19 protein-coding genes are annotated in these 21,497 nt (G+C 43.5%); 12 read left to right on the forward strand and 7 right to left on the reverse strand.

The window, feature by feature from the left end; translation table 11 throughout:
- Nucleotides 1-178: 178 nt before the first annotated feature.
- Nucleotides 179-607 (reverse strand): Hsp20/alpha crystallin family protein, encoded by a 429-nt coding sequence (locus tag QVD32_RS10350; protein WP_008861850.1) that lies wholly within the window; start codon nt 605-607, stop codon nt 179-181.
- Between the two features lie 298 nt (nt 608-905).
- On the opposite strand from QVD32_RS10350, the gene QVD32_RS10355 reads away from it, so the two are divergent.
- The 4 genes from QVD32_RS10355 (at nt 906) to QVD32_RS10370 (ending at nt 4,839) form a co-directional block, all read left to right on the forward strand.
- On the forward strand, nt 906-1,343 hold the full coding sequence (locus QVD32_RS10355) for a hypothetical protein (RefSeq protein WP_021892432.1): 438 nt from the start codon (nt 906-908) through the stop codon (nt 1,341-1,343).
- A 234-nt stretch (nt 1,344-1,577) separates the two neighbouring features.
- On the forward strand, nt 1,578-2,783 hold the full coding sequence (locus tag QVD32_RS10360; RefSeq protein WP_118687340.1) for an L-serine ammonia-lyase: 1,206 nt from the start codon (nt 1,578-1,580) through the stop codon (nt 2,781-2,783).
- A 563-nt stretch (nt 2,784-3,346) separates the two neighbouring features.
- Nucleotides 3,347-3,802: a MarR family winged helix-turn-helix transcriptional regulator gene (locus QVD32_RS10365; protein WP_008861853.1), complete on the forward strand. Its 456-nt coding sequence runs from the start codon at nt 3,347-3,349 to the stop codon at nt 3,800-3,802.
- 11 nt (nt 3,803-3,813) lie between these two features.
- On the forward strand, nt 3,814-4,839 hold the full coding sequence (locus tag QVD32_RS10370; RefSeq protein WP_021892429.1) for an alpha/beta hydrolase: 1,026 nt from the start codon (nt 3,814-3,816) through the stop codon (nt 4,837-4,839).
- Nucleotides 4,840-4,854: 15 nt separating this feature from the next.
- On the opposite strand, the gene QVD32_RS10375 is transcribed toward QVD32_RS10370, so the two are convergent.
- Genes QVD32_RS10375 through QVD32_RS10385 form a run of 3 tightly spaced genes read right to left on the reverse strand, consistent with a single transcriptional unit; the run spans nt 4,855 to nt 8,510 of the window.
- Entirely contained in the window at nt 4,855-5,376 is a 522-nt protein-coding gene (locus QVD32_RS10375; protein WP_021892428.1) for a GNAT family N-acetyltransferase, read from the reverse strand.
- 27 nt (nt 5,377-5,403) lie between these two features.
- Nucleotides 5,404-6,264 carry a hypothetical protein gene (locus QVD32_RS10380; protein ID WP_021892427.1) on the reverse strand — a complete coding sequence of 287 codons (861 nt, stop codon included), beginning with the start codon at nt 6,262-6,264 and terminating at the stop codon, nt 5,404-5,406.
- A gap of 32 nt (nt 6,265-6,296) precedes the next feature.
- Nucleotides 6,297-8,510, reverse strand: a complete 2,214-nt coding sequence (locus tag QVD32_RS10385; protein WP_008861857.1) for a RelA/SpoT family protein — start codon at nt 8,508-8,510, stop codon at nt 6,297-6,299.
- Nucleotides 8,511-8,633: 123 nt separating this feature from the next.
- Here QVD32_RS10385 and QVD32_RS10390 point away from each other — a divergent pair, with 123 nt between their 5' ends.
- The 7 genes from QVD32_RS10390 to QVD32_RS10420 all read left to right on the forward strand — a co-directional run bounded on the left by QVD32_RS10390 (nt 8,634) and on the right by QVD32_RS10420 (nt 16,843).
- Entirely contained in the window at nt 8,634-10,151 is a 1,518-nt protein-coding gene (locus QVD32_RS10390; RefSeq protein WP_021892426.1) for a DUF4301 family protein, read from the forward strand.
- A gap of 237 nt (nt 10,152-10,388) precedes the next feature.
- The gene (locus QVD32_RS10395) at nt 10,389-11,738 is read left to right on the forward strand and encodes a DEAD/DEAH box helicase (protein WP_021892425.1); all 1,350 of its coding nucleotides are present in this window, start codon (nt 10,389-10,391) and stop codon (nt 11,736-11,738) included.
- Nucleotides 11,739-11,849: 111 nt separating this feature from the next.
- Nucleotides 11,850-12,410: a protein adenylyltransferase Fic gene (gene fic / locus QVD32_RS10400; RefSeq protein ID WP_021892424.1), complete on the forward strand. Its 561-nt coding sequence runs from the start codon at nt 11,850-11,852 to the stop codon at nt 12,408-12,410.
- A gap of 151 nt (nt 12,411-12,561) precedes the next feature.
- A complete protein-coding gene (locus tag QVD32_RS10405; RefSeq protein ID WP_021892423.1) occupies nt 12,562-13,614 on the forward strand; it encodes a GNAT family N-acetyltransferase in 1,053 nt (350 codons plus the stop codon).
- Nucleotides 13,615-13,677: 63 nt separating this feature from the next.
- Nucleotides 13,678-14,121 carry a hypothetical protein gene (locus QVD32_RS10410; RefSeq protein WP_021892422.1) on the forward strand — a complete coding sequence of 148 codons (444 nt, stop codon included), beginning with the start codon at nt 13,678-13,680 and terminating at the stop codon, nt 14,119-14,121.
- A 103-nt stretch (nt 14,122-14,224) separates the two neighbouring features.
- Nucleotides 14,225-16,435: a TonB-dependent receptor plug domain-containing protein gene (locus tag QVD32_RS10415; RefSeq protein ID WP_118687339.1), complete on the forward strand. Its 2,211-nt coding sequence runs from the start codon at nt 14,225-14,227 to the stop codon at nt 16,433-16,435.
- A 36-nt stretch (nt 16,436-16,471) separates the two neighbouring features.
- A complete protein-coding gene (locus QVD32_RS10420; RefSeq protein WP_021892420.1) occupies nt 16,472-16,843 on the forward strand; it encodes a heavy-metal-associated domain-containing protein in 372 nt (123 codons plus the stop codon).
- A 69-nt stretch (nt 16,844-16,912) separates the two neighbouring features.
- On the opposite strand, the gene QVD32_RS10425 is transcribed toward QVD32_RS10420, so the two are convergent.
- A complete protein-coding gene (locus QVD32_RS10425; RefSeq protein WP_021892419.1) occupies nt 16,913-17,524 on the reverse strand; it encodes a porin family protein in 612 nt (203 codons plus the stop codon).
- 310 nt (nt 17,525-17,834) lie between these two features.
- Between QVD32_RS10425 and QVD32_RS10430 the strand changes: the two genes are divergently transcribed.
- Complete coding sequence (locus tag QVD32_RS10430; RefSeq protein ID WP_008861866.1) at nt 17,835-19,235, forward strand: MFS transporter; 1,401 nt, start codon at nt 17,835-17,837, stop codon at nt 19,233-19,235.
- A gap of 356 nt (nt 19,236-19,591) precedes the next feature.
- On the opposite strand, the gene QVD32_RS10435 is transcribed toward QVD32_RS10430, so the two are convergent.
- Entirely contained in the window at nt 19,592-20,683 is a 1,092-nt protein-coding gene (locus QVD32_RS10435; protein ID WP_021892418.1) for an endonuclease/exonuclease/phosphatase family protein, read from the reverse strand.
- Between the two features lie 177 nt (nt 20,684-20,860).
- A partial coding sequence (locus QVD32_RS10440; protein ID WP_287710211.1) for a RagB/SusD family nutrient uptake outer membrane protein occupies nt 20,861-21,497 on the reverse strand: 637 nt, incomplete at its 5' end.

Raw genomic sequence — 21,497 nt, forward strand, 5'->3', positions numbered from 1 at the left:
TTTTTGTCAATAGCCCGCTATTGACTGCATATCTCGGACTCCAATCTGCTTCAACATAGGTCTCAATCTGTCTCGGAATAAATTTAAAACAGCTTCTTATTGAAATGAAGATATTGCAAAAAAAAACTGCAAATCCTTCTTCAACAAGGATTTGCAGTTTCAATGAGCCAGATTTACATTATTTGACCTCGATTGTTTTTACGACTCCGTCATTACTTTGAACGGGTAATTTAGGAAGTTCGACAGACAGAACACCGTGTTCGACGTGAGCCGCTATCTTATTTTTGTCTACGTTATCGGGCAATATCATTGTCTGTTGGAATTTGGAATAAGAAAATTCACGACGCAGATAGTGCTCTTTTTTTCTTTCTTCCTTATTTTCGCTTTTCTTTTCCATCGTGATAACGAGATTGTCATTGTCATCGATGTGGATTTGAAAATCGTCTTTTGTCATACCCGGAGCCGCCACTTCAATGCAGTAGTCGTTTTCATGCTCTACCACATTGATTGCCGGAGCCGTTGCATTAGCTTTTTCCATCCAATCGTTATCGAAGAAATCATTGAAGATACTCGGTAACCAACCTTGATTTTTTCTTGTGGGTAACATAGTTTTAATCTCCTATTTTTAAGTTGTTTAATCTTTTCTTTGACTTCGGCTCTTTTCGATAACCGACGTCATTCGGATATTTGCAAACGACGTGCCAATATATTTTTCGAGGTTTATTGTTCGGGTATGTATGACAATAGTTATCCAAAGTGGACAAAATTATTCCATAGAGTAATTATTGTCACTTTTTTCGGGCAGGGGAAGACGCAGGGAATCGATAAGTAAGTCATAGTTTTTTCGATTATGCCATAAATCGGTTATGGCGTGATTATACTTTTGCTCAAAAAAAGAGAAGAGTATGGAAATACAAGAACAACAATTTGTCCGGGAACTGGCGGAGAGCCGTATGCAAATAGAATTATTGAGAAATCGAGTGTTGCTGCGTTATTACGCCCAATTGCTCGAACTCGATATCATGGAGCAAACCCAAGAAGTGAAAGCTCTCATGAGCAGTATCAACACGCTCGAACGCTATGCCCGTAAATATGAACCGAAAGAATCGGCCATAGAGTCTGCTCCCGTAGAAAACGGGGGATCGGGAGAAGTTTTCCGGAACAAAGAGGGAGAGTCGGAGAGTATCGATGTACTGTCGGGGAAAACTATGCCTTGTGTTTCTGCTCGTTCGGGGGTAGAGAATATGACGGCTGTACCTTCCCGGTCGGTGGCAGTGCGAAATCTCCCTAACGGATTGAAGATAGAATCGGTTACGACTCGTGGAAAATCGCATCGAAAATAGATTGCAGATGAAAAGGCGCAAATTTCTATTCGGTAAGGTTGTTTTGAAAATTGTTTGAGCTATCTTTGCGCAGGATGCGAAAATAGGCTGCATTCGGCAAAGTCAAGCGAGCTTGCTTTTGCCCTCATTTGCACTATCTTTGCGTATATTGTGAAGGCAGGCCGGGCTCGGCGTAACAAATGGAATTCGGTTCTGCTCCCTTTGCTTGCATGGACTCTACAATTTTACGGAACGATGAAAACGATACGAGAGATATATCGCATAGGGTATGGCCCTTCGAGTAGTCATACAATGGGGCCGAGAAAGGCTTCCGAAATATTTTTGAACCGCCACCCTGAGGCTGTGGCGTTCGAGGTCATTCTGTACGGTAGTCTTGCCGCTACGGGAAAAGGGCACTTGACCGATGTAGCGATTCTCGATACCCTTCAACCTCATGCCCCGGTCGAGATTGTGTGGAAACCGTCGGTATTTCTGTCGTTTCACCCGAACGGCATGACTTTTCGCTCGAAAAATAGTTCGGGTGAAGTGACCGACGAATGGACCGTGTTCAGCGTGGGAGGAGGGGCTTTGGCCGAAGAAGGGAAGCCTTTCGACAAGACACCGGAATTGTACGAAATGAATAGTATGACTCAGATTCTCTCTTGGTGTGAACGGACGGGGCGCAGTTATTGGGAATATGTGCAGGAATGCGAAGACCACGATATTTGGGACTATTTGGCCGAGGTGTGGTCGACTATGCGCGAGGCTATCGAACGAGGGCTCGATCAGGAGGGTGTATTGCCCGGTCCGTTGAATTTACGGCGGAAAGCCTCTTCTTATTATATAAAGGCGAAGGGTTATAAAGACAGTTTGAAAAGTCGGGGATTGGTATTTGCCTATGCGTTGGCCGTGAGTGAAGAGAATGCATCGGGCGGGCGTATTGTAACCGCACCCACTTGCGGATCCTGTGGAGTCGTGCCGGCGGTATTGTACCATTTGCAAAAGAGTAGGGAATTCAGCGATACCCGCATTTTAAGAGCGTTGGCGACCGCCGGTTTGGTGGGGAATATCGTGAAGCAAAATGCTTCTATATCGGGAGCCGAAGTGGGGTGTCAAGGCGAAGTGGGAGTGGCATGTGCTATGGCTTCGGCAGCAGCCAGCCAGTTGTTCGGTGGTAGTCCTGCGCAAATCGAGTATGCCGCCGAAATGGGGCTGGAACATCATTTGGGTATGACTTGCGATCCGGTGTGCGGATTGGTACAGATACCTTGTATCGAACGGAATGCCTATGCTGCGGCGAGGGCTTTGGATGCTAATATCTATTCGGCTTTTACCGATGGAAGTCATCGTGTATCGTTCGACAAGGTGGTGGCTGTAATGAAACAGACAGGGCACGATTTGCCGTCCTTGTACAAGGAGACCGGGGAGGGTGGCCTTGCCAAAGATTACGAACAGATGTAAAAAACAGATTTGTAAATCACTCTGGAAATTTCGATCGGGACAAGCCTCGATCAGTCGATTCCCGGTCGCCTGCTTGTGCCTATGTTCTTGTCTCCCACTTAGCTGTTTTTGGCTCAGTAGGAAATCAGTAGGGATTGCCCTTTCACATCTCCAACCCCTCTCCTTAAAAATTACCATTTCTTCGGTTAACTACTATATTGCTATGCAGCACAAGAGAGAAGGGGTAAGGTACACTAAGAGACAGAAGGGCTAAAATAACAGTAGGGCGATGTTGCTGGAAAATTTTTACACTCCTCCCCTGTGTTTTGCAACGTAAAATATAGGGGAGGTGGCCGCAGGCAGGAGGGGTTAAAGAAATGTTTCTTTGGTTTTACCACTATATTGCTCTACAACAAAGGGGTGAAAGGGTTACACACACACCAAGTGACGGAAGGATTAATAGATAAGTATGCCAGGAGGTTAAATACATTCCCTTTTCTCGGAGAGTGAGCAAAAAGGGAGGTGAATTTGTTTTTATGGTGAAGTTACTTTATATTTGTAGTTGTTTAAGCAATGATTAATATATGAACTTTTCCGAATTGAATATAGAAATGGTGTTCGCTTTGATGAGCGGTAAATTGTCTGCTGCGATTAATCGGAAATTATATCGTAGTTTTCGAAAATTGTCTATCGATATAACACCCGAACAATGGACTGTATTGTATTATTTATGGTCGCGGGACGGAGTGACTCAGCAGGAATTGTGTAATGTTACATTTAAAGACAAACCGAGTATGACCCGGCTAATAGATAATTTGGAAAAGCAACAGCTTGTCGTTCGTTCTCCGGGCGTGAAAGATCGGCGTATCAATTTGATTCATCTTACCGATAAAGGTCGGGAGTTGGAGGTGGCTACGAAGCCTTTGGTGACGGCTATTATGAGAACGGCGTTGGACGGCTTTTCGGATAGAGAAGTCGAGATGGCCGGGAGAATGTTGACCAAAGTTTTCGGTAATTTGAAAAATTCGTTGGAGGATTAAGAAAATCTGTCATGATTAAATATATGAGGCATATATTCATTTTTATAGTTGTATGGCTTGCGGCAGGGACGATTTGTTCTTTCGCGCAATACAAGCCCGATCGTTTGGGAGAGGGTTTTGAAGCAAAAACTATCGCCATGCCGGACGATTACAGCGGAAGGGTAGTGACGACTCTTGTTCGGAGTTTATCGTCGTGCGACACGCATAAAGCGGTGCTTTACGTGCACGGATATAACGATTATTTCTTTCAGGAAACGCTGGCTCGGACGTTTAACGATTCCTGCTTTAATTTCTATGCCGTGGATTTGAGAAAATACGGACGCTCGTTATTGCCGGAACAAACGCCGTTCGAGGTTCGAGATTTGCAAGAATATTTTGCCGATATAGATACGGCTCTGACTCTTATTCGGGAGGAGGGAAATACCGATATCGTGTTGATGGCTCATTCGACGGGAGGATTGATAACATCGCTTTACTGTGAGGCTTATCGTAACGACTTGCCGGTACAGGGACTCATTTTGAACAGTCCGTTTCTCGACATGAATATGAATTGGTTCTATGAGAAGATTCTGGTTCCTATCGTGTCGGCTTGGGGGCGTTGGTTTAAAGGAACGAAGATAAGTCAGGGAAATTCTACCGCTTATGCCGAGAGTTTGCTAAAAGATCATCATGGGGAATGGAATTATGATACCGACTTGAAATTTAAGGTATCTCCGCCTGTTTCTTCGGCATGGATACGGGCGATACATCGCGGACACAATCAAATTCATAAAGGGTTGCATATTCCCTGTCCCGTTTTGTTGATGTATTCGAGTCAATCGGTAGACGGGAATAAATGGACGCCTCAACATCAATCGGGAGATGCCGTACTCGATGTAAAGGATATTGCCCGCTATGGTCGCATGCTGGGACCAAAAGTCACAGAGTTTGAGGTTCAGGAAGGAATGCACGATCTCGTACTTTCGAAACCTTCGGCTCGTCAAGCTGCTTATTCCGAGATGTTTCGTTGGCTTCGGAGCAATGGATTGAACGAATGATACCCCAAAGTTCGTTTATTCTCCGAGAGTCATCGAAAACACGATGTGGGGCATATCGATGCCTCGGTAGTGTTTTACGATGGTATCGCCGGGCGTCATACCGATTCGTTTTGCGACTCCTTGCGAAGGAAGGTTATTGTCGCGGATAATGGAGTAAATGCGTTTTATACCCAAAATGTGGGAGGCATAGTCGGCACATGATCGTGCGGCTTCGGTAGCATACCCTTTGTGCCAGAAATTTTTGCGAATGAGATAGCCTATTTCGGGAACGGTTTGCTCTCTGTATGGTTGCATAGTGATGCCACATTGTCCGATGAGCTCTCCGTTTTCTTTAAGAACGGCTCCCCATAAACCGACTTTGTCTTCGGCATATCTCTTTATTTGTCGGTCTAACCATTCCCGGACTTCTGTGCCGTTGAATGCGCCTTCGTAGGCGTACATCACCTCGTTGTCTTGTAAGAGTTTACAAACTTCATGAAAGTCGTTCGGGCATAACTCTCTAAGAATTAATCTCTGGGTTTCTAATATCGTTCTCATTTCACAGGTCACCGGTTAAAGACGTTGTTATTCGGCATTCTGTTCGGATTGCTGTTTTTCCAACTGTAAGACTTGTTTGTCTGCGAGTTCGAGCGTGCGTACGTTCAGTTGATATTCTCGTTTGAGGTCATCGACATTTTTCATGAGGTTGGCGAGCTCACGGGTCGCTTTAACGGCTTCGCGTGTGACGGGGTCGAGCGATAGAGTGTATCGGTTTCCCCCCAAGTAAGTGAGGGTTATTTTTTTACTCGTATTATTCGCTATGAGTGCTGCGACGGCAGAACATTGACCGTCTTTGTATGTCACGATTTCGGTATATTTGCCGTCGTTGGTGAACCGGTAATTATTGGCTCCGTCGTACCCGATAACGAGAGTTTCGGCTTTACTTTTGTCCGGGAGCGTCGCCCGTATGGAACTGTGTTTTATCGGTGTGCTTCCGTAATATACGCTTGCCAACTGCATTTGTCCGTTTTCTGTGACCAAAACTTTCAATTGGCTACGATTTATCGCGGCTTGTTTGGGAAGTTTCTTATATATATAATTCCCTTCCGTTTGGTATTTGGCATCTTTTTCGAACCGGAAGTTTTTCTTGACCGCTTCGAGTTCGGTTTGTCTCACTTTGAGTACACTGTCTATATAAAGCAGATTTTGCTCGCTTTCTTTTTGTTTTACGCGGCACATGAGCAACATACCCGCTTTTATCTGTTTGAAGGCTTTGGGGTATAATAATTCGATACTGTCGATAGCGTTTTTAGCATTGGCGTATTGACCGTTTTCGAATAACTTCCGAGCTTTTTCATATTGAGCGTTAGCTTCATTACTATTATCTCCGCAGGAGAATAATACTATCGCACAAGAGCATATCCAAAAGTAAAGATATTTAGCCATAATTGATCGGTGTATTGTATTTGATGTTAATTCTATCTAATAGACCCTCTCTGTACATCTTTGACCCCCTTAACGGTTTTGAGCTTTTTCATCAGACTGTTGAGGGAGGAGATGTCATCGACCGTGACGGTGATATGTCCTTGAAAAAGGCCGTCGTTCGAGTCGATCGAGATGCCTCTCATATATATGTTTTTTTCTTTTGAAATAATCGATGTAATGTTCGTTACGATACCGATATCGTCGTTTCCGATAACTCGCAGGACGGTGACGTATTTAGAACCCATTTTTCCCGACCAGCGGGCATTGACTACTCTGTAACGGTAACGACTGTATATGTGTCGCGCGTTCGGACAATCTTTACGGTGTATCTTGATAGTTCCTTCTGTGGAGACAAATCCAAAGATTTCGTCGCCGTAAATGGGGTTGCAGCATTTGGCCAATTTATAGTCGATACCTTTGACATCGCCGCCTATGACGAGCTCGTCTTCTTTCGATTCGTCGGGTTCTTTTTGTAAAGTAAATTCTTCTGCCGTACGAGTTTCGTATTGCTCTTCGTTTTCTTTTTTATCGATTTCGAGATAAAGGTCGATTACGCGATTGACGTCGATATGTTCATCGGCCAATTCGTTGTAAAAATCGGTGACGGTTTTATAGCCCATTTTTTTTATAAGGCGCATCATTACACCGTCTTCCATCTCTATTTTGCGGTTTTTGAATCGTCTTTGCAAAAGCTCTTTCCCATATTCCGCCGCTTTATTCTGCTGTTCGTTCAGGGCTTGCTTTATCTTTACCCGCCCTTTCGATGTCGCGGCTATGTTGAGCCAGTCTTGCTTCGGTGTCTGATTGGGAGAGGTAAGTACTTCGATCGTATCGCCGCTTTTCAGTTTGTATTTTATGGTTTCGATCTTTCCGTTTACCTTGCCGCCGACACATTTGCAGCCTAACCCGGTGTGAATGAGGAATGCGAAGTCCAGTAACGTGGCTCCCAAAGGCAATTTGTATAGGTCTCCTTTCGGAGTGAATACGAATACCTCTTTGTCGTAGAGATCCATTTTGAAATCGCGCATGAGTTCCAAAGCTCCACCGTTTCCGGCCGCTTCGAGTACTTCGCGCACATTGTTCATCCAATCGTCCAGCCCGTTCTCGCTTTTAATTCCTTTGTATTTCCAGTGGGCGGCAAGTCCTCGTTCGGCTATTTCGTCCATTCGCCGGGTACGTATTTGTACCTCTACCCAGCGTTGTTTCGGTCCCAGCACAGTGATGTGTAACGATTCGTATCCGTTCGATTTGGGAATGGACAGCCAGTCTTTCATTCGCTTGGGGTTGGGCTGGTACATATCGGTGACGATCGAATATACCTTCCAACAGTCTGCCTTTTCCTGTTCGAGGGGAGTTTCCAGTATGACACGAATGGCAAACAGGTCGTAAATGTCTTCCAAATCGGCTTTTTGTTTCTTCATCTTATTCCAGATGGAAAAGATGGATTTCGTGCGGCCCTTGATTTCGAAATGTAGACCTTCGGCTTCGAGTTTTTGTTTTACCGGTTGGATAAATTCCATGATGTATTTATCCCTGTTCCTCTTGGTTTCATTGAGCTTGTGGGCTATCTGGTCGTAGATTTCCCGATTGGTGTATTTCAGGGAGAGGTCTTCCAGTTCCGATTTTATGGAGTATAGTCCCAATCGGTGCGCCAGCGGAGCATAAAGATAGGAGGCCTCGCAGGCGATGTCATAACGGTATTTTTCGTTGGGGTGGTGGTTTATCATTTTCATGACGCAAAGCCGGTCGGCGATCATGATGATGATAACTCGTATATCTTCGGCGAACGATAGTAACAGTTTGCGGAAATTCTCGCTTTCGACGGCAGCCTGTTTGGCATACAAGCTGTTCGATTTAATGAGACCCCGAATGAGCTGGGCTATGTCGTCTCCGAATTCTTTTTTTACGGTTTCGATAGTGAGGAATTCGCTGACGACCAAGTTGAAAAGTAGAACCGAAATAAGCATACTGCGTTCTAATCCCACCCTGTCGCATAAGATGAGCGCAGTATTCAGATTACGGACAACCGGATTTATTCCTTGTTTGTTTCGCTGATAGTGCCCTGTTTCGACGGCTTCGGAAATGAGGCGACGCATGCGGTTGAAGTCTTCGACTCTTAAAACTGGGCGACTATTGCGTAACAGTTGCCGATAGACCGATAGGACATTTTCTTTTTCGTCGAGTGTAAAATAGCTTTTTTCGGGCATAAGGTGCGACTGTTTTCAAAAATTCTGTCTCAAATATATATTTTTGTGGGTAAAAATGCGCTTTTTTTTAGAGCTTTTTGTAGTTTTGGGAACGGAATTAAAATTCATTATTCATTACAAGCTATGTTTACACCGGAAGATTTAGATTTGTTTGCCGAAAAAGGTATTGACGTACATACGGTTGAGGAGCAGTTGGCCTCGTTTAAAAGCGGATTTCCTTTTTTAAGGATATTATCTTCTGCTTCTGTCGGGAACGGTATCTTATCGCTTGACGAACAGCAGACGCAATATTATCTCGATTTGTGGGAAGGTTACTTGAAAGATAATCATAAGGTCGTAAAGTTTGTTCCGGCATCGGGAGCTGCGAGTCGTATGTTCAAAGATTTGTTCGCATTCCTTTCTGCCGATTACAGTGAACCACAAACTGATTTCGAAAAGAAATTTTTCAATTCGATCGAACATTTTGCTTTTTACTCCGATCTTGACGAAGCCTGTTTGAAGAATGAAGGAAAGAGCATAACCGATTTGATAGAATCGGGCAATTACAAAGCGGTGGTGTCCAATCTGCTCGAAGCGAAGGGCTTGAATTATGGTTCTTTGCCGAAAGGGTTATTGAAATTTCATCGTTATGCGACGAATAACCGTACGGCTATGGAGGAACATTTGACGGAGGGAGCTCTTTATGCCGCCAGTTCCGACGGGGAGGTCAATATTCATTTTACGGTATCTCATGAGCACCTTGCCGATTTTAAAGCATTAGTAGCCAAGAAGAAAGCGGATTATGAGCGACGTTATGGCGTACGTTATCATATTAGTTTTTCCGAGCAAAAGCCTTCTACCGATACTATTGCGGTCGATGCGAATAACGAGCCGTTCCGAGAGAATGGTAGGCCGTTGTTCCGTCCGGGGGGACATGGGGCTTTAATCGAGAATCTGAACGACATAGATGCCGAAATCATATTCGTAAAAAATATAGATAATGTAGTGCCCGACAGACTGAAAGAGCCGACCGTGCGGTTTAAGAAAATCATCGGAGGGGTGCTGGTATCGTTACAAACGGAGATAAACCGTTATATTACCATGTTGAAAAGCGGGAAATACACGATCGACGATTTACGGGAAATGATACAGTTTTTGCATAAAAAGCTTTTCGTCAGAAATGAGGAAACCAAACATTTGGAGGATGCGGAGCTGGCTTTGTATTTGTTGCGGAAGTTGAATCGCCCGATTCGTGTATGCGGAATGGTTCGCAATTCCGGAGAACCCGGCGGGGGGCCCTTTATTGCTTATAATCAGGACGGAACCACATCTTTGCAGATTTTGGAGAGTTCCCAAATAGATATGTCGAATCCAGATGCTAAGGAACAGTTCGAGTCGGGTACTCATTTTAATCCGGTAGATTTGGTTTGTGCCGTGAGGGATAATAAGGGAGAGAAATATGATTTGCCGAAATACGTAGATAAAAATACCGGTTTTATTTCGCTTAAATCGAAGAATGGCAGAGAGCTGAAAGCTCTTGAATTGCCGGGACTTTGGAACGGGGCCATGAGCGATTGGAGTACTGTTTTTGTGGAGGTTCCCGCAGAGACGTTCAATCCTGTCAAGACAGTTAACGATTTACTCCGTCCGCAGCATCAGTAAAGTGAGGGAATCGGCATGGAATAGAGGGCGATATGCAGTGGTATATCGCCTTTTTTTGTAATTTTGCACTTGCGAGGATAAGCATCGCCGTGGTATGGACCCAATAGAATTTTGTTTATACCTCTGGCTTGTATTACCATTGCATATGATTGATGAGAATAGTGGGGGCATGAAATCTAACCAATTTTTATTCTTCGGCTATTCGTTAAGTAAAAAAGAAAAATAAGAATAGAAAATATGACGTTTGAAGAGTTCGGATTGTCCGAAGATGTTATGCGAGGGCTGGATGCCATGAATTTTAAGGAGGCGACTCCTGTTCAGGAACAAACCATTCCTGTGATATTGCAAAAAAGAGATTTAATAGCTTGTGCTCAAACCGGTACGGGAAAGACGGCCGCCTATATACTGCCATTACTGAATCTGCTTACAGAAAAGCAGGGCGACGGAGATAGAGTGCGTGCTGTGATTGTCGCTCCTACGAGGGAGTTGGCGCAACAGATCGACATGCAGTTCGAGGGATTTTCCTATTTTCTTCCTATTTCTACTGTTGTGGTTTCGGGTGGGGGAGACGGCGCTTCATGGGACCAGCAAAAGCGGGGGTTAACGATGGGTGCGGACATTATTATCGCCACACCGGGACGGCTTATCTCTCATTTGAATATCTCGAATATTGATTTTTCGGGAGTGGAGTGTTTTATTCTCGATGAGGCCGACCGGATGCTCGACATGGGTTTTTATGACGATATTATGAAAATAGGTAAAAAATTGCCCGAGAATCGTCAAACGGTCATGTTTTCGGCGACTATGCCTCCCAAGATTCGGCAGTTGGCCAAGAATATCATGAACGAACCGGTAGAGGTCAATGTGGCTATCTCGAAACCGAACGAGGCCATAGACCAGTCGGCTTATGTCTGTTATGAGAGTCAGAAGATGGGAATCGTCGATTGGCTTTTCAAGGAACCGGCCGGAACGAAAACGATCGTTTTCTCTTCTTCGAAACAGAAAGTAAAAGAGTTGGCATTTTCCTTGAAACGAAAAAAATATAAGGTAGAGGCGATGCACTCAGACTTGGAGCAATCGGAGCGCGAGTCGGTCATGCTTGATTTTAAAAATAATAAAATCGATATTTTGGTGGCAACCGATGTTATTTCCAGAGGTATCGATATCGATCAAATAGGATTGGTCATTAATTATGACGTACCGCATGATCCGGAGGATTACATTCATCGCATCGGTCGCACGGCCCGAGCCAATGCCGACGGTACAGCCATTACGTTCGTGTCGGAAAAAGAACAAGGCAAATTCCATCGAATCGAATTGTTTTTGGGGTATGATATTCCTAAACGGGAATTGCCCGAAGGGTTGGGCGATGCTCCGGTTTATTCTCCCAAACAAGGTCGGGGAGGTCAACGAAATCGAGGCGGTAAGAGAGGCGGAACCGGTGCTAAAAATTACGGAAAGGGAGGTAAGAGGAAACCTAAAAAGAACAATAGAGGTTCACAGAGTACCGAAATTTCAAGAAAACCTGAAAGGCATCATGGTCGTTCCAAGTCGTCCGGGAAACAATCGGGTGGTGTGGAACAATAGTTGTAAGGGGTTAATTATAAGTTTTGACTATTATTAGAACGAGTGAGGTTCTTTTGCCGTATTTGATTTTTTTGTCGAAATATTGAATAACTAACTTCTAAATTCATATTTATGGAATGTAGTAAGGCTCAAAGTATAGATGAACAGAGTTTGCAAAAAGCGCAATTTCTGTTTGAATCCGGAGATATTGACAAAATAGAGGTGGGAACAATAAAAGGTCTGTGTCAAATCCATAGGTCTCTTTTTGAAGGATTGTACGATTTTGCTGGTAAGATACGGAATTTGAATATTGCAAAAGGTGGGTTTCGTTTTGCGAATAGTCTGTACTTAGAAGTTATTCTTCCTGTAATAGAAAAGATGCCGGAAAGTACTTTTGAGGAAATTATAGCTAAATATGTAGAAATGAATATTGCCCATCCGTTCATGGAAGGTAACGGGCGTGCTACTCGCATCTGGCTGGATTTGATTCTAAAAAAGAATCTTGGTAAAGTCGTTGATTGGCAAACGATAGATAAAGACCTTTATCTCCAAGCTATGGAACGCAGCCCTATTAACGATTTAGAATTACGAGTATTGTTACAACCTGCTTTGACTGATAAGGTAAATGATCGAACCGTTATCTTCAAAGGAATTGAACAGTCTTATTATTACGAGGGATATAGCAGAAAATAATATTCAAATTTATCTATAAAGATGGAAACATTTTGACTTCTTCTGTTATAGTGACAATGATAATCTGAAATAGTAAATACGTTGTTTGCTCCTTGCAATTCGGGAACTGTATGTCATATTTGATTGTTTCCTATTATTAAGATAGATTGGAATGGACACTTTGGAGAAAAAAATGAAAGTAAAAGAGTTGTGGCAACTTTGTTTCCATGATGACGAACGATTTGTGAATCTCCTGTTCGACAATTTATACCGGGACGAGAATACCGTCTGTTTTGAAAAGGGGGGAGAGGTGACTACTGCGTTGCAGATGTTACCTTATCGCATGAGTTTCGGCGAGACTTCACTCGATGTAAGTTATATTTCAGGAGCTGCCACGAGACCGGAGTATCGCAATAGGGGATTGATGGGACGTTTATTGAAAGAGTCGTTCGAGATTATGAGGTCTCGTAATATTCCGCTTTCGGCATTGATTCCGGCTGAATCGTGGCTTTATGATTATTATGCTTCGAAGGGTTATGCTTCTGTATTTTTCCGTCAGGAACTCAATTTTTCATCGGCGCATCGATTTTATGGAGACGGATATCATCGGGTAGCTATGTCGATGGACGAGCTTTATCGGTTTTTCGATGAGCAAATGAGGCGACGTTCGTGTTGCATACAACATGGACGGGAGGATTTCAATGTGATTTGCGACGATATTTATTTGGACGGCGGAGATGTGGTCGCATTAGCCGATTCGCAGAATCGGCTTTCGGCATTGGCATTTGTCGTTCCCGGAGATGATGCGGTTTTTGTGAAGGAGTTGTTGGCGATAAATACCGAGGCAAAAGAGGCTATGCTGCATGAGGTTCAGTCGGCGTTTCCCGGATATTCTCTTCGAGTCTTTACGGAGCCGATGTCGGAGAATGGGGCGGCGGTTCTTATGGGAATGATTCGCATTGTGGACGTTCGGAGGGTACTCGAAGCGGTCGCAAAAAATAATCGTTCGTTGAGACGAGTATTTAGAGTGCATGATCCTTTATTGCCGGTTAATAACGGTGTTTTTCTTGTGGAGGAAGGTGAGTGTTACGAGGGCGTGACAAATCCGTGTGATTTTGATATCGATATAATGGAGTTGGCAGAAATTGTATTCGGCGGTTCGAAACTATCGTCATTGTTGGATTTTCCTTCGGTACGTCCATATATGAGTTTGATGCTCGATTGATAAAAAGAGTTATTTTTTTCTTCTCTTGATTTTTTGTGCTTATTTTTGCTTGTTGAAAAAGGTATGAAAAGTTTCGGTTATGCAATAGTATCGATATTTCTTGCAGTGGTGGTTCTCCTCACCAGTGGAGGAATTTCTATTGTCCGCTGTTGCCAGACACATTGTTTTTGTTTGCAAAATTCCGGTACGCAAGAAGTAGATCTCCTTTCCGATCGTTATTCTTCGGAGAGTCGTAATGATTGTTGTAAAACCGGCGGTATAGCAGACAAGCACGCTACGAAAGGACATTCTCCTTTTTGTAAACATGTGAAAGTAGAAAAACTGAATTTACCGATCGTAGACATTCCTACCGGGACAGATTGGGGGATACAGGGGACAATCGATTTGACCTATTCGTTTGGGTCGGTCATATTCGCTCCTGTCACTTCTGTTGTAAAGTATATAACTACTTCCTATATGCCGCCACCGCGGGATTATCTAAAACAAATCGCTATACTTTTGATTTAAAATCCGATATATGTAATTGGAGGGAAGGGAATGTGCCCTTTCGTGAAATTTTTGTCTTATGTGATATAGGACTGTTTTATTATATAATCGGATTAAAAAGATGATAAGATATTTAATATTTCCACTTTTTTTATTAGGTAGTTTGTCTTCGGCTTTTTCCCAAGTACGAGGGATTGTAAAAGATATAGCCGGAGAACCGATTATCGGGGCGAATGTCTTCTGGTTGGGAACTACGACAGGAACTACGACAGGGGAGTCGGGTAAATTCAGCTTACCTGAAACGGGGACGAGCGATAAGCTGGTTGTCCGTTTTGTAGGATATCGCAGTGATACGATACATATCGACAGGGTCGATACCGTTTGGGAGATTGTTTTACAGGACGGTGCGGTGATGGACGAGGTTCAAGTTTCGGCTCGACGTATGGGCACTATGAAGATACGAGCTGGGATATTGAATCAGGACATGATTTCCACGGCCGAGCTTTCTCGGGCCGCTTGTTGTAATCTGGGAGAGAGTTTTACAACGAATCCTTCGGTCGATGTCAGTTATTCTGATGCGGCGACCGGTGCTAAGCAGATTAAGTTGTTGGGGCTTTCGGGGACTTATGTACAAATGCTTGCAGAGAATATTCCTAATTATAGGGGTGTTGCTTCTCCTTATGCATTGGGCTACATTCCCGGTCCGTGGATGCAGAGTATTCAAGTCTCGAAGGGTGCTTCGTCGGTTAAAAACGGCTATGAATCGATTACCGGACAAATCAATGTGGAATTTAAAAAGCCACAGACAACCGAGTCGGTTTCGGCCAATTTGTTTGCCAATTCGTTAGCTAAGATAGAGGCTAATTTCGATGGCAATATTCATTTGAATCAGAGGGTGAGCACGGCGTTATTGGCTCATTATGAAAACAATCTCATGGCGCACGATTCCAACGACGACGGTTTTATGGATTTTCCCCGGGTAGAACAATATAATTTTCAAAACAGATGGGCTTATATGGGAGACCGTTATGTGTTTCAAGCCGGGATAAAGGCTCTCATGGAAGATCGTACGGGAGGACAAATGCGTTCTTATCGAGCGACGGACGGAATGCCTCGGTACGATATAGATATTCGAACGGAACGATATGAGGCTTTTACCAAAAATGCCTATATTTTCGATAAGGAGAAAAATACCAATGTCGCTTTGATTTTATCGGGTTCTTTACATCGTCAAGATGCCGGTTACGGGTATAAATTATATGATGTGGACCAATGGAACGGGTATGCGTCGCTGATGTTCGAAACAGAGTTCGATAAACGGAATAGTCTTTCAACCGGTTTAAGTCTTAATTATGACGATTATGACCAGAGTTATAAATTGTCACATACGGGTGATACTTTGGGTGCAAGGGATAAAGAGGTCGTGCCGGGGGCGTATGTGCAATATACTTATAACTGGAATGACAAACTCATGATTATGGCCGGATTACGTGCAGATTACAGCAGTGTATACGGGACTTTCGTAACGCCACGTGCCCATGTCAAATGGGCTCCTAACGAGATTTTCAATCTTAGGGCTTCTGCCGGGAAAGGATACCGGGCCACTCATGCCTTAGCCGAGAATAATTATTTGCTGGCCAGTAGCAGACGAGTCGTGATAGATCCCGATTTGGATATGGAAGAGGCTTGGAATTATGGTGTCAGTGCGGCTCTTTATATTCCGCTGTTCCATAAGACTCTAAACCTGAATTTGGAGTATTATTATACCGATTTCCTTCGTCAAATGGTCGTGGATATGGATAGTGACCCTCATGAGGTACATTTTAGCCAATTAAAGGGGACGTCTTATTCACATACGTTTCAGGCGGAGGCGAGTTATCCGTTTTTCAAAGGTTTTACTTTGACAGCTGCTTATCGTTTGACCGATGTCAAGACTACTTATGGAGGTGTGTTGAGGGAACGTCCGTTCGTCGGTCGATATAAAGGATTGCTGACTGCCTCGTATCAAACTCCTTTGGGCATTTGGCAATTCGATGTAACTTTGCAGTTGAACGGGGGAGGTAGACTACCGCAATCCTACATGCTGGAACAGGGGATTCCTGCGTGGAATAACCGGTATAAGGCGTATGAACAGTTGAATGTTCAAGTGACTCGTTATTTCAGGCATTGGTCGATATATGTCGGCGGTGAAAATCTTACCGGGTTCAAACAAAAAAATCCGATTATAGATGCTTCTAATCCGTGGGGAAGTAATTTTGATTCCACCCTTACTTGGGGACCTATGCATGGGGCTGTTTATTATGTAGGGGTTCGGTTTAACTGGGAGAGATTATAGATTTAAGTATATGAATTATAAAAATGTATGTGAGAAATGAAACAGGTAAAAATTTTATGGTTAGTAGCCGCATTGTTTTGTGCGACGACGGCTTTCGGGAAAGATATTAAAACAGTAGTTTTCAAGACAACTCCCGAAATGCATTGCAATAATTGCGAGACAAAGATCAAGAACAATCTCCGCTTTGAGAAAGGGGTGAAGGAAATTGTGACCGACCTCGGCGATAAAACGGTTGCCGTGAAATACGATGCCGATAAGACGACTGTCGAAGCTCTTATTAAAGGGTTTGCCAAAATCAAGTATTCGGCAGTCCCTGTGACCGAGAAAAAAGAGGGCGAAAAAAGTACTTGTCCAGAAAAGACTACTTGCCCAGAGGAAACGGAAGAGTGCTGTACTCCTTCCAAGTGAGGTTTCGGAAATTATTCGATCGATGATAAAGGTGTTTGTCCTGTGTGTGGTGGACACCTTTTTTTCTACTTAAAGGTAGACGCGATAACCGACAGCGAGGCTTATATTACGCCCTTGAAAACCTTTAACGACTTCTCTGATGGTTTTGGTAAGACCCAATGTATAACGGGCGTCTACGAATACTCCGAAGTTAAATTCGTAACCTAATCCGAAAGCAAGGCTGAAATCGACAGCCGAATCCCGGTATATGGAGTAGTCGTTATTTATTCCTTTCCATTTGTCCGAGAGGGAAAGTCCTATACCTAATTGAGGGCCGAATTGCACGTTTAGTCTGTTACAGGGAAAGAACTTTACCAATACGGGAATATCTAGATAGTGGGTTCTACATGTGTAAGTATTGCTGATGACAGCTCCGCTTTCATCGGTAAGGTAAAATTCATCGTCCGTATATCCTCTGGCAGAGTAGAATAGTTCGGCTTGCATATCGAAGTAGTTGTTGAATTGGTAAGTTGCGATAATTCCACCTTGAAAACCGGATAAATAGTCTGCGTGGTCTCCCAATTTACTCCATGGATAATTGATTGTCGACCAGTTGATTCCGGCTTTTCCACCCAAACTCCATTGGGCTTGAATAGAAACGGGTATGAATGCAATACATATTAGCAGGAAATATTTTTTCATAGTTTTTCCTTATTTATATTGTTCGATACGGGAATCGTCGATAGCTGTTTCTTTTCTTCCCATTTTTGAGAGTTGCAAGATACTAGAAAAAGTAATGAGATACAGACAATAAAATATATGTGTTTCATGTTTACATGTTTAGATACCTACAAATATACATGATATATTTTATATTCGCTTTTGTTATATTTGCATAAAAGTGAAAAAGATGTGTTTGATTGAACGGCGGGTATGTCTGTTTTATCTCTTGCTCATGGCTGTATAAAGTTATAACGGGTGGAAGTCTTTTGTGTGTTTTAGATAATTGAGTATGGAAGGGAATGAGGTGGAAGAAAAGATTGTTGGAGATTTGGACTGGGACGGGTTGCATCGTCCTCGTATTTATTATGCCGTAGCCACTACTTTTTGTGGATTGTTTCTTTCGGTACTCGACGGTTCGATATGTAATGTGGCGTTACCCAGTATTGCTCGGGAGCTTGGTGTTTCATCGTCGGATTCTATTTGGATAGTCAATGCGTTCCAGTTGGTTATTATGATGACTATCCTCCCTTTTGCGTCGATGGGTGAGCGCTGGGGGTATAAGCAAGTTTATCTGAGGGGTGTTATCGTGTTTACAATCGGTTCGTTGTTTTGTGCACTATCTCATAATTTGTCATTGCTCGTGATTTCTCGTGTATTTCAAGGTTTTGGAGCGGCTATGATTATGAGTGTGAACACTTCATTAATTAAGCTGATCTATCCCAAGCGGAGGTTGGGTGAAGGGGTTGGGCTCAATGCGACCGTAGTGGCCATAGCATCGGTAGCGGGACCTACTTTGGCCGCCGGTATATTGTCTGTCGCTTCTTGGCCCTGGTTGTTCGCCATCAATGTCCCTGTTGGTGTAGTTACCTTTTTTATGGGGCGTAGATATTTGCCCGATAATGCAGTTCGAGTTTTGGGGCATCGGTTTAATTGGAAAGAGGCTTTGTTGAATGCTGCGACGTTCGGGTTGTTCATCGGGTGTGTAGAGGCCTATTCCCATGATGTTCCTGTTACTTGGGTTTTGGGAGGTATTGTTTCGTTTGTCATTATAGGTACATTTTATGTGCGTATGCAACTTAGGGAGAGGTATCCAATGTTACCGTTCGATTTGCTTAAAATCCCTATTTTTTCGATGTCGGTTGTGACGAGTATTCTTTCATTTACGGCTCAAATGTTGAGTCTGGTAGCCATGCCTTTTTTATTGGCAACCACTTTCCATTATGATGCTGTTGGCACGGGGTTGTTAATGACCTCGTGGCCGTTGGTAATTGTGTTTGTCGCACCGCTTGCGGGGTTGATGATCGGGAAGGTTCACCCCGGTATTTTGGGTGGGGTTGGGTTAACTATTATGAGTGTCGGTTGTTTTTGTCTTTCATTTATTCCTACCGAAACAGGGCACTTCGGGCTTGTGTGGCGGTTGATGTTGTGCGGAATGGGTTTCGGATTGTTCCAGTCTCCGAACAATCATATGTTGCTTAGTTCTGCTCCACCTCAACGTACAGGTAGTGCTAGCGGAATGTTGGCGACAGCTCGGTTGATAGGTCAAACCGTAGGAGCAGCTTTGGTTGCGTTGCTATTTCATTTGTATGGTGATTCCGCTCCTCATGATGCCATGTTGTTGGCCGGAATCTTGACTTTGTGCGGTGCGTTTTCTTCTTGTTGTCGATTGAAGGTGAGTATGCCGAAGTAATAAAAATAGAATCTAAATGTATCGAGTTTGTGATCGGTTTGAAAAGCCGGTGTATTATTGTATCGTTTAAAGGCTCTGTCATTGTGGAAGACTTTGTCCTATCTTTGTTTTCTACTTGATAAAAGAGGGTAATTTTTAATCTTTTTGTGAGGACGATAGTGTAATCGGGAAATGTGCCAGTTTCATCAGATAATGATTATAGACATTATCTCACAAAGAAGCTGGATATGAAAGTTTCACAAGAACTACTTGCAATCTCCAAAATGATTACACATTGGGTTATGGCAATAAAAAAAACGATAGTTGACTATCGTTTTTTTTATTGAGTGTGACATTATGAGCTTATTGTGAGCGTATTATCGTTTCAGTATCTTTTTGGTGACCGTGTATCCTTCTTCTGATTTTACTTTTACCAAGTAGATACCGGCGGGTAATTGCGGTACGTTTGTCGTTTGTAGGTTCTCGCCTTGATTTCTTTGAATGAGGCAACCATTGGACGAGAAGATTTCTATTTCGTTGATAGGTTCGGCTGAGAATACAGATAGTTCGCAGCTGCTGAGTTGGAGTCTTATTTCCAAGTTATTTTTTGTTGTTTGCTGTATCGCACTCATGCCGGGAATTTTGATGTCGACATATACGGGGTAGTGGTCCGAGATATCTTTAAGGTCTACTGTTTGCCCATCGATGGTGATTGTTCTGACAATGTGTGATTCTATATTTTGAATGCCCGAATTTTTGTAATCGTGGAAAAGAATGTAATCTATGCAAGCTGTATTTTCTTCCCGTCCCGGTATCGTGTTGCCTTCGGTGTCGCTGAAAATCTGGAAGTCTTCCAAGAAAACGCTGAATGCTAGGTTTTTCCATCTGTGGGAATCGTTCATGTCTCCGGCCAAGAATACCGGTTTGCGTATGTAGTCCAATTCGGTGCAGATGGCTGCTGCTTCGTTCATGCGATGTTTGTCGTCTAAGTCCAAATGGGTGCTCATGAACGAGAAATCCTCGAAGTCGGTTCTTATCAATATACGTCCTACATCGCTACTCAATTTCATCTTTTTTATTTTTTTGATAGGCAACCAGCGTTTCACCAGTGTTCCGTTGCCTACACTGCCTCCATCGTAATCGGCAGCTATGCCGTATACTTGTACATAGTCGAGCTCGCTCCATTTGGCGATGTCGTCTAAGAGCACCCTTTTCCAACGACCGTTGGCTGCGCTGTCCAATTCTTGCAGGGCGACGACATCGGCATCGAGCGCTTTAAGTATGTTTGCGAACCGTTTGGTATTCAAATCATTGAGGCTTCCCGGATCTGTGCCGCCTTTGCAGTAGTGGGTGTTGTAGGTGAGTAATCGGATTACTCCGTCTTGCTTGGGATAGGTTTGAGAGAAAGAGTTTGACGCACAAAGTAATCCGGCTAATAATAATGTGATGCTTTTCTTTGTAATTTTCATAATTTATAAATAAAAAGTAATTATATAAAGATGTTATTTACTTGTGGGATTTAAGAATCTAGATAACGATAATTGGACGTATTTATGGAAATGTAACATAAATGTTGTCCAACTATCGTTATTGCCTGTCATTGGTCTTTTTTCCTACTAAGGGTCGGAAATGTCATTGCCGGTTTGTTAGAAATCAAGTCCATCGTCCCAGTTTGGATTTTGAGAGAGTGTTCCGTTGCTGAGTAGTCGTTCTTGGGTGGGGATAGGATATAGATAGTCCCTATCCTCTCTCCACTGGCGAGGTTCTTTTTCGATGTCGTGGCAGATGATGTTGCCTTTGTCTCCATCGGTCAAGACGAACTCGTCTCCCAGTTTGTAGAATTTGCGAATGTTCTTCACCGAGGGCTTTTTGCCAGTGTAGATGCAGATGTCCACTTTTTCTTTGTCACCGACGGTTCCATCGTTCATGTCGAACACATCGTAGCGGTTGTCGCCCGATCCTTGCGTCAAACCGGGGAAATACATTCCTTTGTACGGTTGTTCGAATACTTTTCCTTCTTTCCATCGGATAATGTCGTAGTAACGGAATCCTTCGAGAAGTAGTTCGATGGTGCGTTCGCGACGTATTTCGAGGATCACGCCTTTGTTCGGGCCTGTGACGTTTTGATATCCACTTTCCAAAGCGCACAAATAGGGGTCGGGATTTGCGTTGGCAGCGTCCATATCGATGTTGGGCATGCCCACGCGGTCGCGGATTTTCTTGATGGAGATTTTGAGATCCTCCTGTGTCAAGGTTCCTAACTCGGCTTTCGCTTCGGCATAG

The organism is Barnesiella sp., assembly GCF_022723415.1.
GTDB lineage: Bacteria > Bacteroidota > Bacteroidia > Bacteroidales > Barnesiellaceae > Barnesiella > Barnesiella intestinihominis.

What these genes read in the sequence shown, in the direction of transcription:
- QVD32_RS10350 (WP_008861850.1), bottom strand. Translation starts at nt 607, where the DNA reads ATGTTACCCACAAGAAAAAATCAAGGTTGGTTACCGAGTATCTTCAAT.
- QVD32_RS10355 (WP_021892432.1), top strand. Translation starts at nt 906, where the DNA reads ATGGAAATACAAGAACAACAATTTGTCCGGGAACTGGCGGAGAGCCGT.
- QVD32_RS10360 (WP_118687340.1), top strand. Translation starts at nt 1,578, where the DNA reads ATGAAAACGATACGAGAGATATATCGCATAGGGTATGGCCCTTCGAGT.
- QVD32_RS10365 (WP_008861853.1), top strand. Translation starts at nt 3,347, where the DNA reads ATGAACTTTTCCGAATTGAATATAGAAATGGTGTTCGCTTTGATGAGC.
- QVD32_RS10370 (WP_021892429.1), top strand. Translation starts at nt 3,814, where the DNA reads ATGATTAAATATATGAGGCATATATTCATTTTTATAGTTGTATGGCTT.
- QVD32_RS10375 (WP_021892428.1), bottom strand. Translation starts at nt 5,376, where the DNA reads ATGAGAACGATATTAGAAACCCAGAGATTAATTCTTAGAGAGTTATGC.
- QVD32_RS10380 (WP_021892427.1), bottom strand. Translation starts at nt 6,264, where the DNA reads ATGGCTAAATATCTTTACTTTTGGATATGCTCTTGTGCGATAGTATTA.
- QVD32_RS10385 (WP_008861857.1), bottom strand. Translation starts at nt 8,510, where the DNA reads ATGCCCGAAAAAAGCTATTTTACACTCGACGAAAAAGAAAATGTCCTA.
- QVD32_RS10390 (WP_021892426.1), top strand. Translation starts at nt 8,634, where the DNA reads ATGTTTACACCGGAAGATTTAGATTTGTTTGCCGAAAAAGGTATTGAC.
- QVD32_RS10395 (WP_021892425.1), top strand. Translation starts at nt 10,389, where the DNA reads ATGACGTTTGAAGAGTTCGGATTGTCCGAAGATGTTATGCGAGGGCTG.
- fic (WP_021892424.1), top strand. Translation starts at nt 11,850, where the DNA reads ATGGAATGTAGTAAGGCTCAAAGTATAGATGAACAGAGTTTGCAAAAA.
- QVD32_RS10405 (WP_021892423.1), top strand. Translation starts at nt 12,562, where the DNA reads ATGGACACTTTGGAGAAAAAAATGAAAGTAAAAGAGTTGTGGCAACTT.
- QVD32_RS10410 (WP_021892422.1), top strand. Translation starts at nt 13,678, where the DNA reads ATGAAAAGTTTCGGTTATGCAATAGTATCGATATTTCTTGCAGTGGTG.
- QVD32_RS10420 (WP_021892420.1), top strand. Translation starts at nt 16,472, where the DNA reads ATGAAACAGGTAAAAATTTTATGGTTAGTAGCCGCATTGTTTTGTGCG.
- QVD32_RS10425 (WP_021892419.1), bottom strand. Translation starts at nt 17,524, where the DNA reads ATGAAAAAATATTTCCTGCTAATATGTATTGCATTCATACCCGTTTCT.
- QVD32_RS10430 (WP_008861866.1), top strand. Translation starts at nt 17,835, where the DNA reads ATGGAAGGGAATGAGGTGGAAGAAAAGATTGTTGGAGATTTGGACTGG.
- QVD32_RS10435 (WP_021892418.1), bottom strand. Translation starts at nt 20,683, where the DNA reads ATGAAAATTACAAAGAAAAGCATCACATTATTATTAGCCGGATTACTT.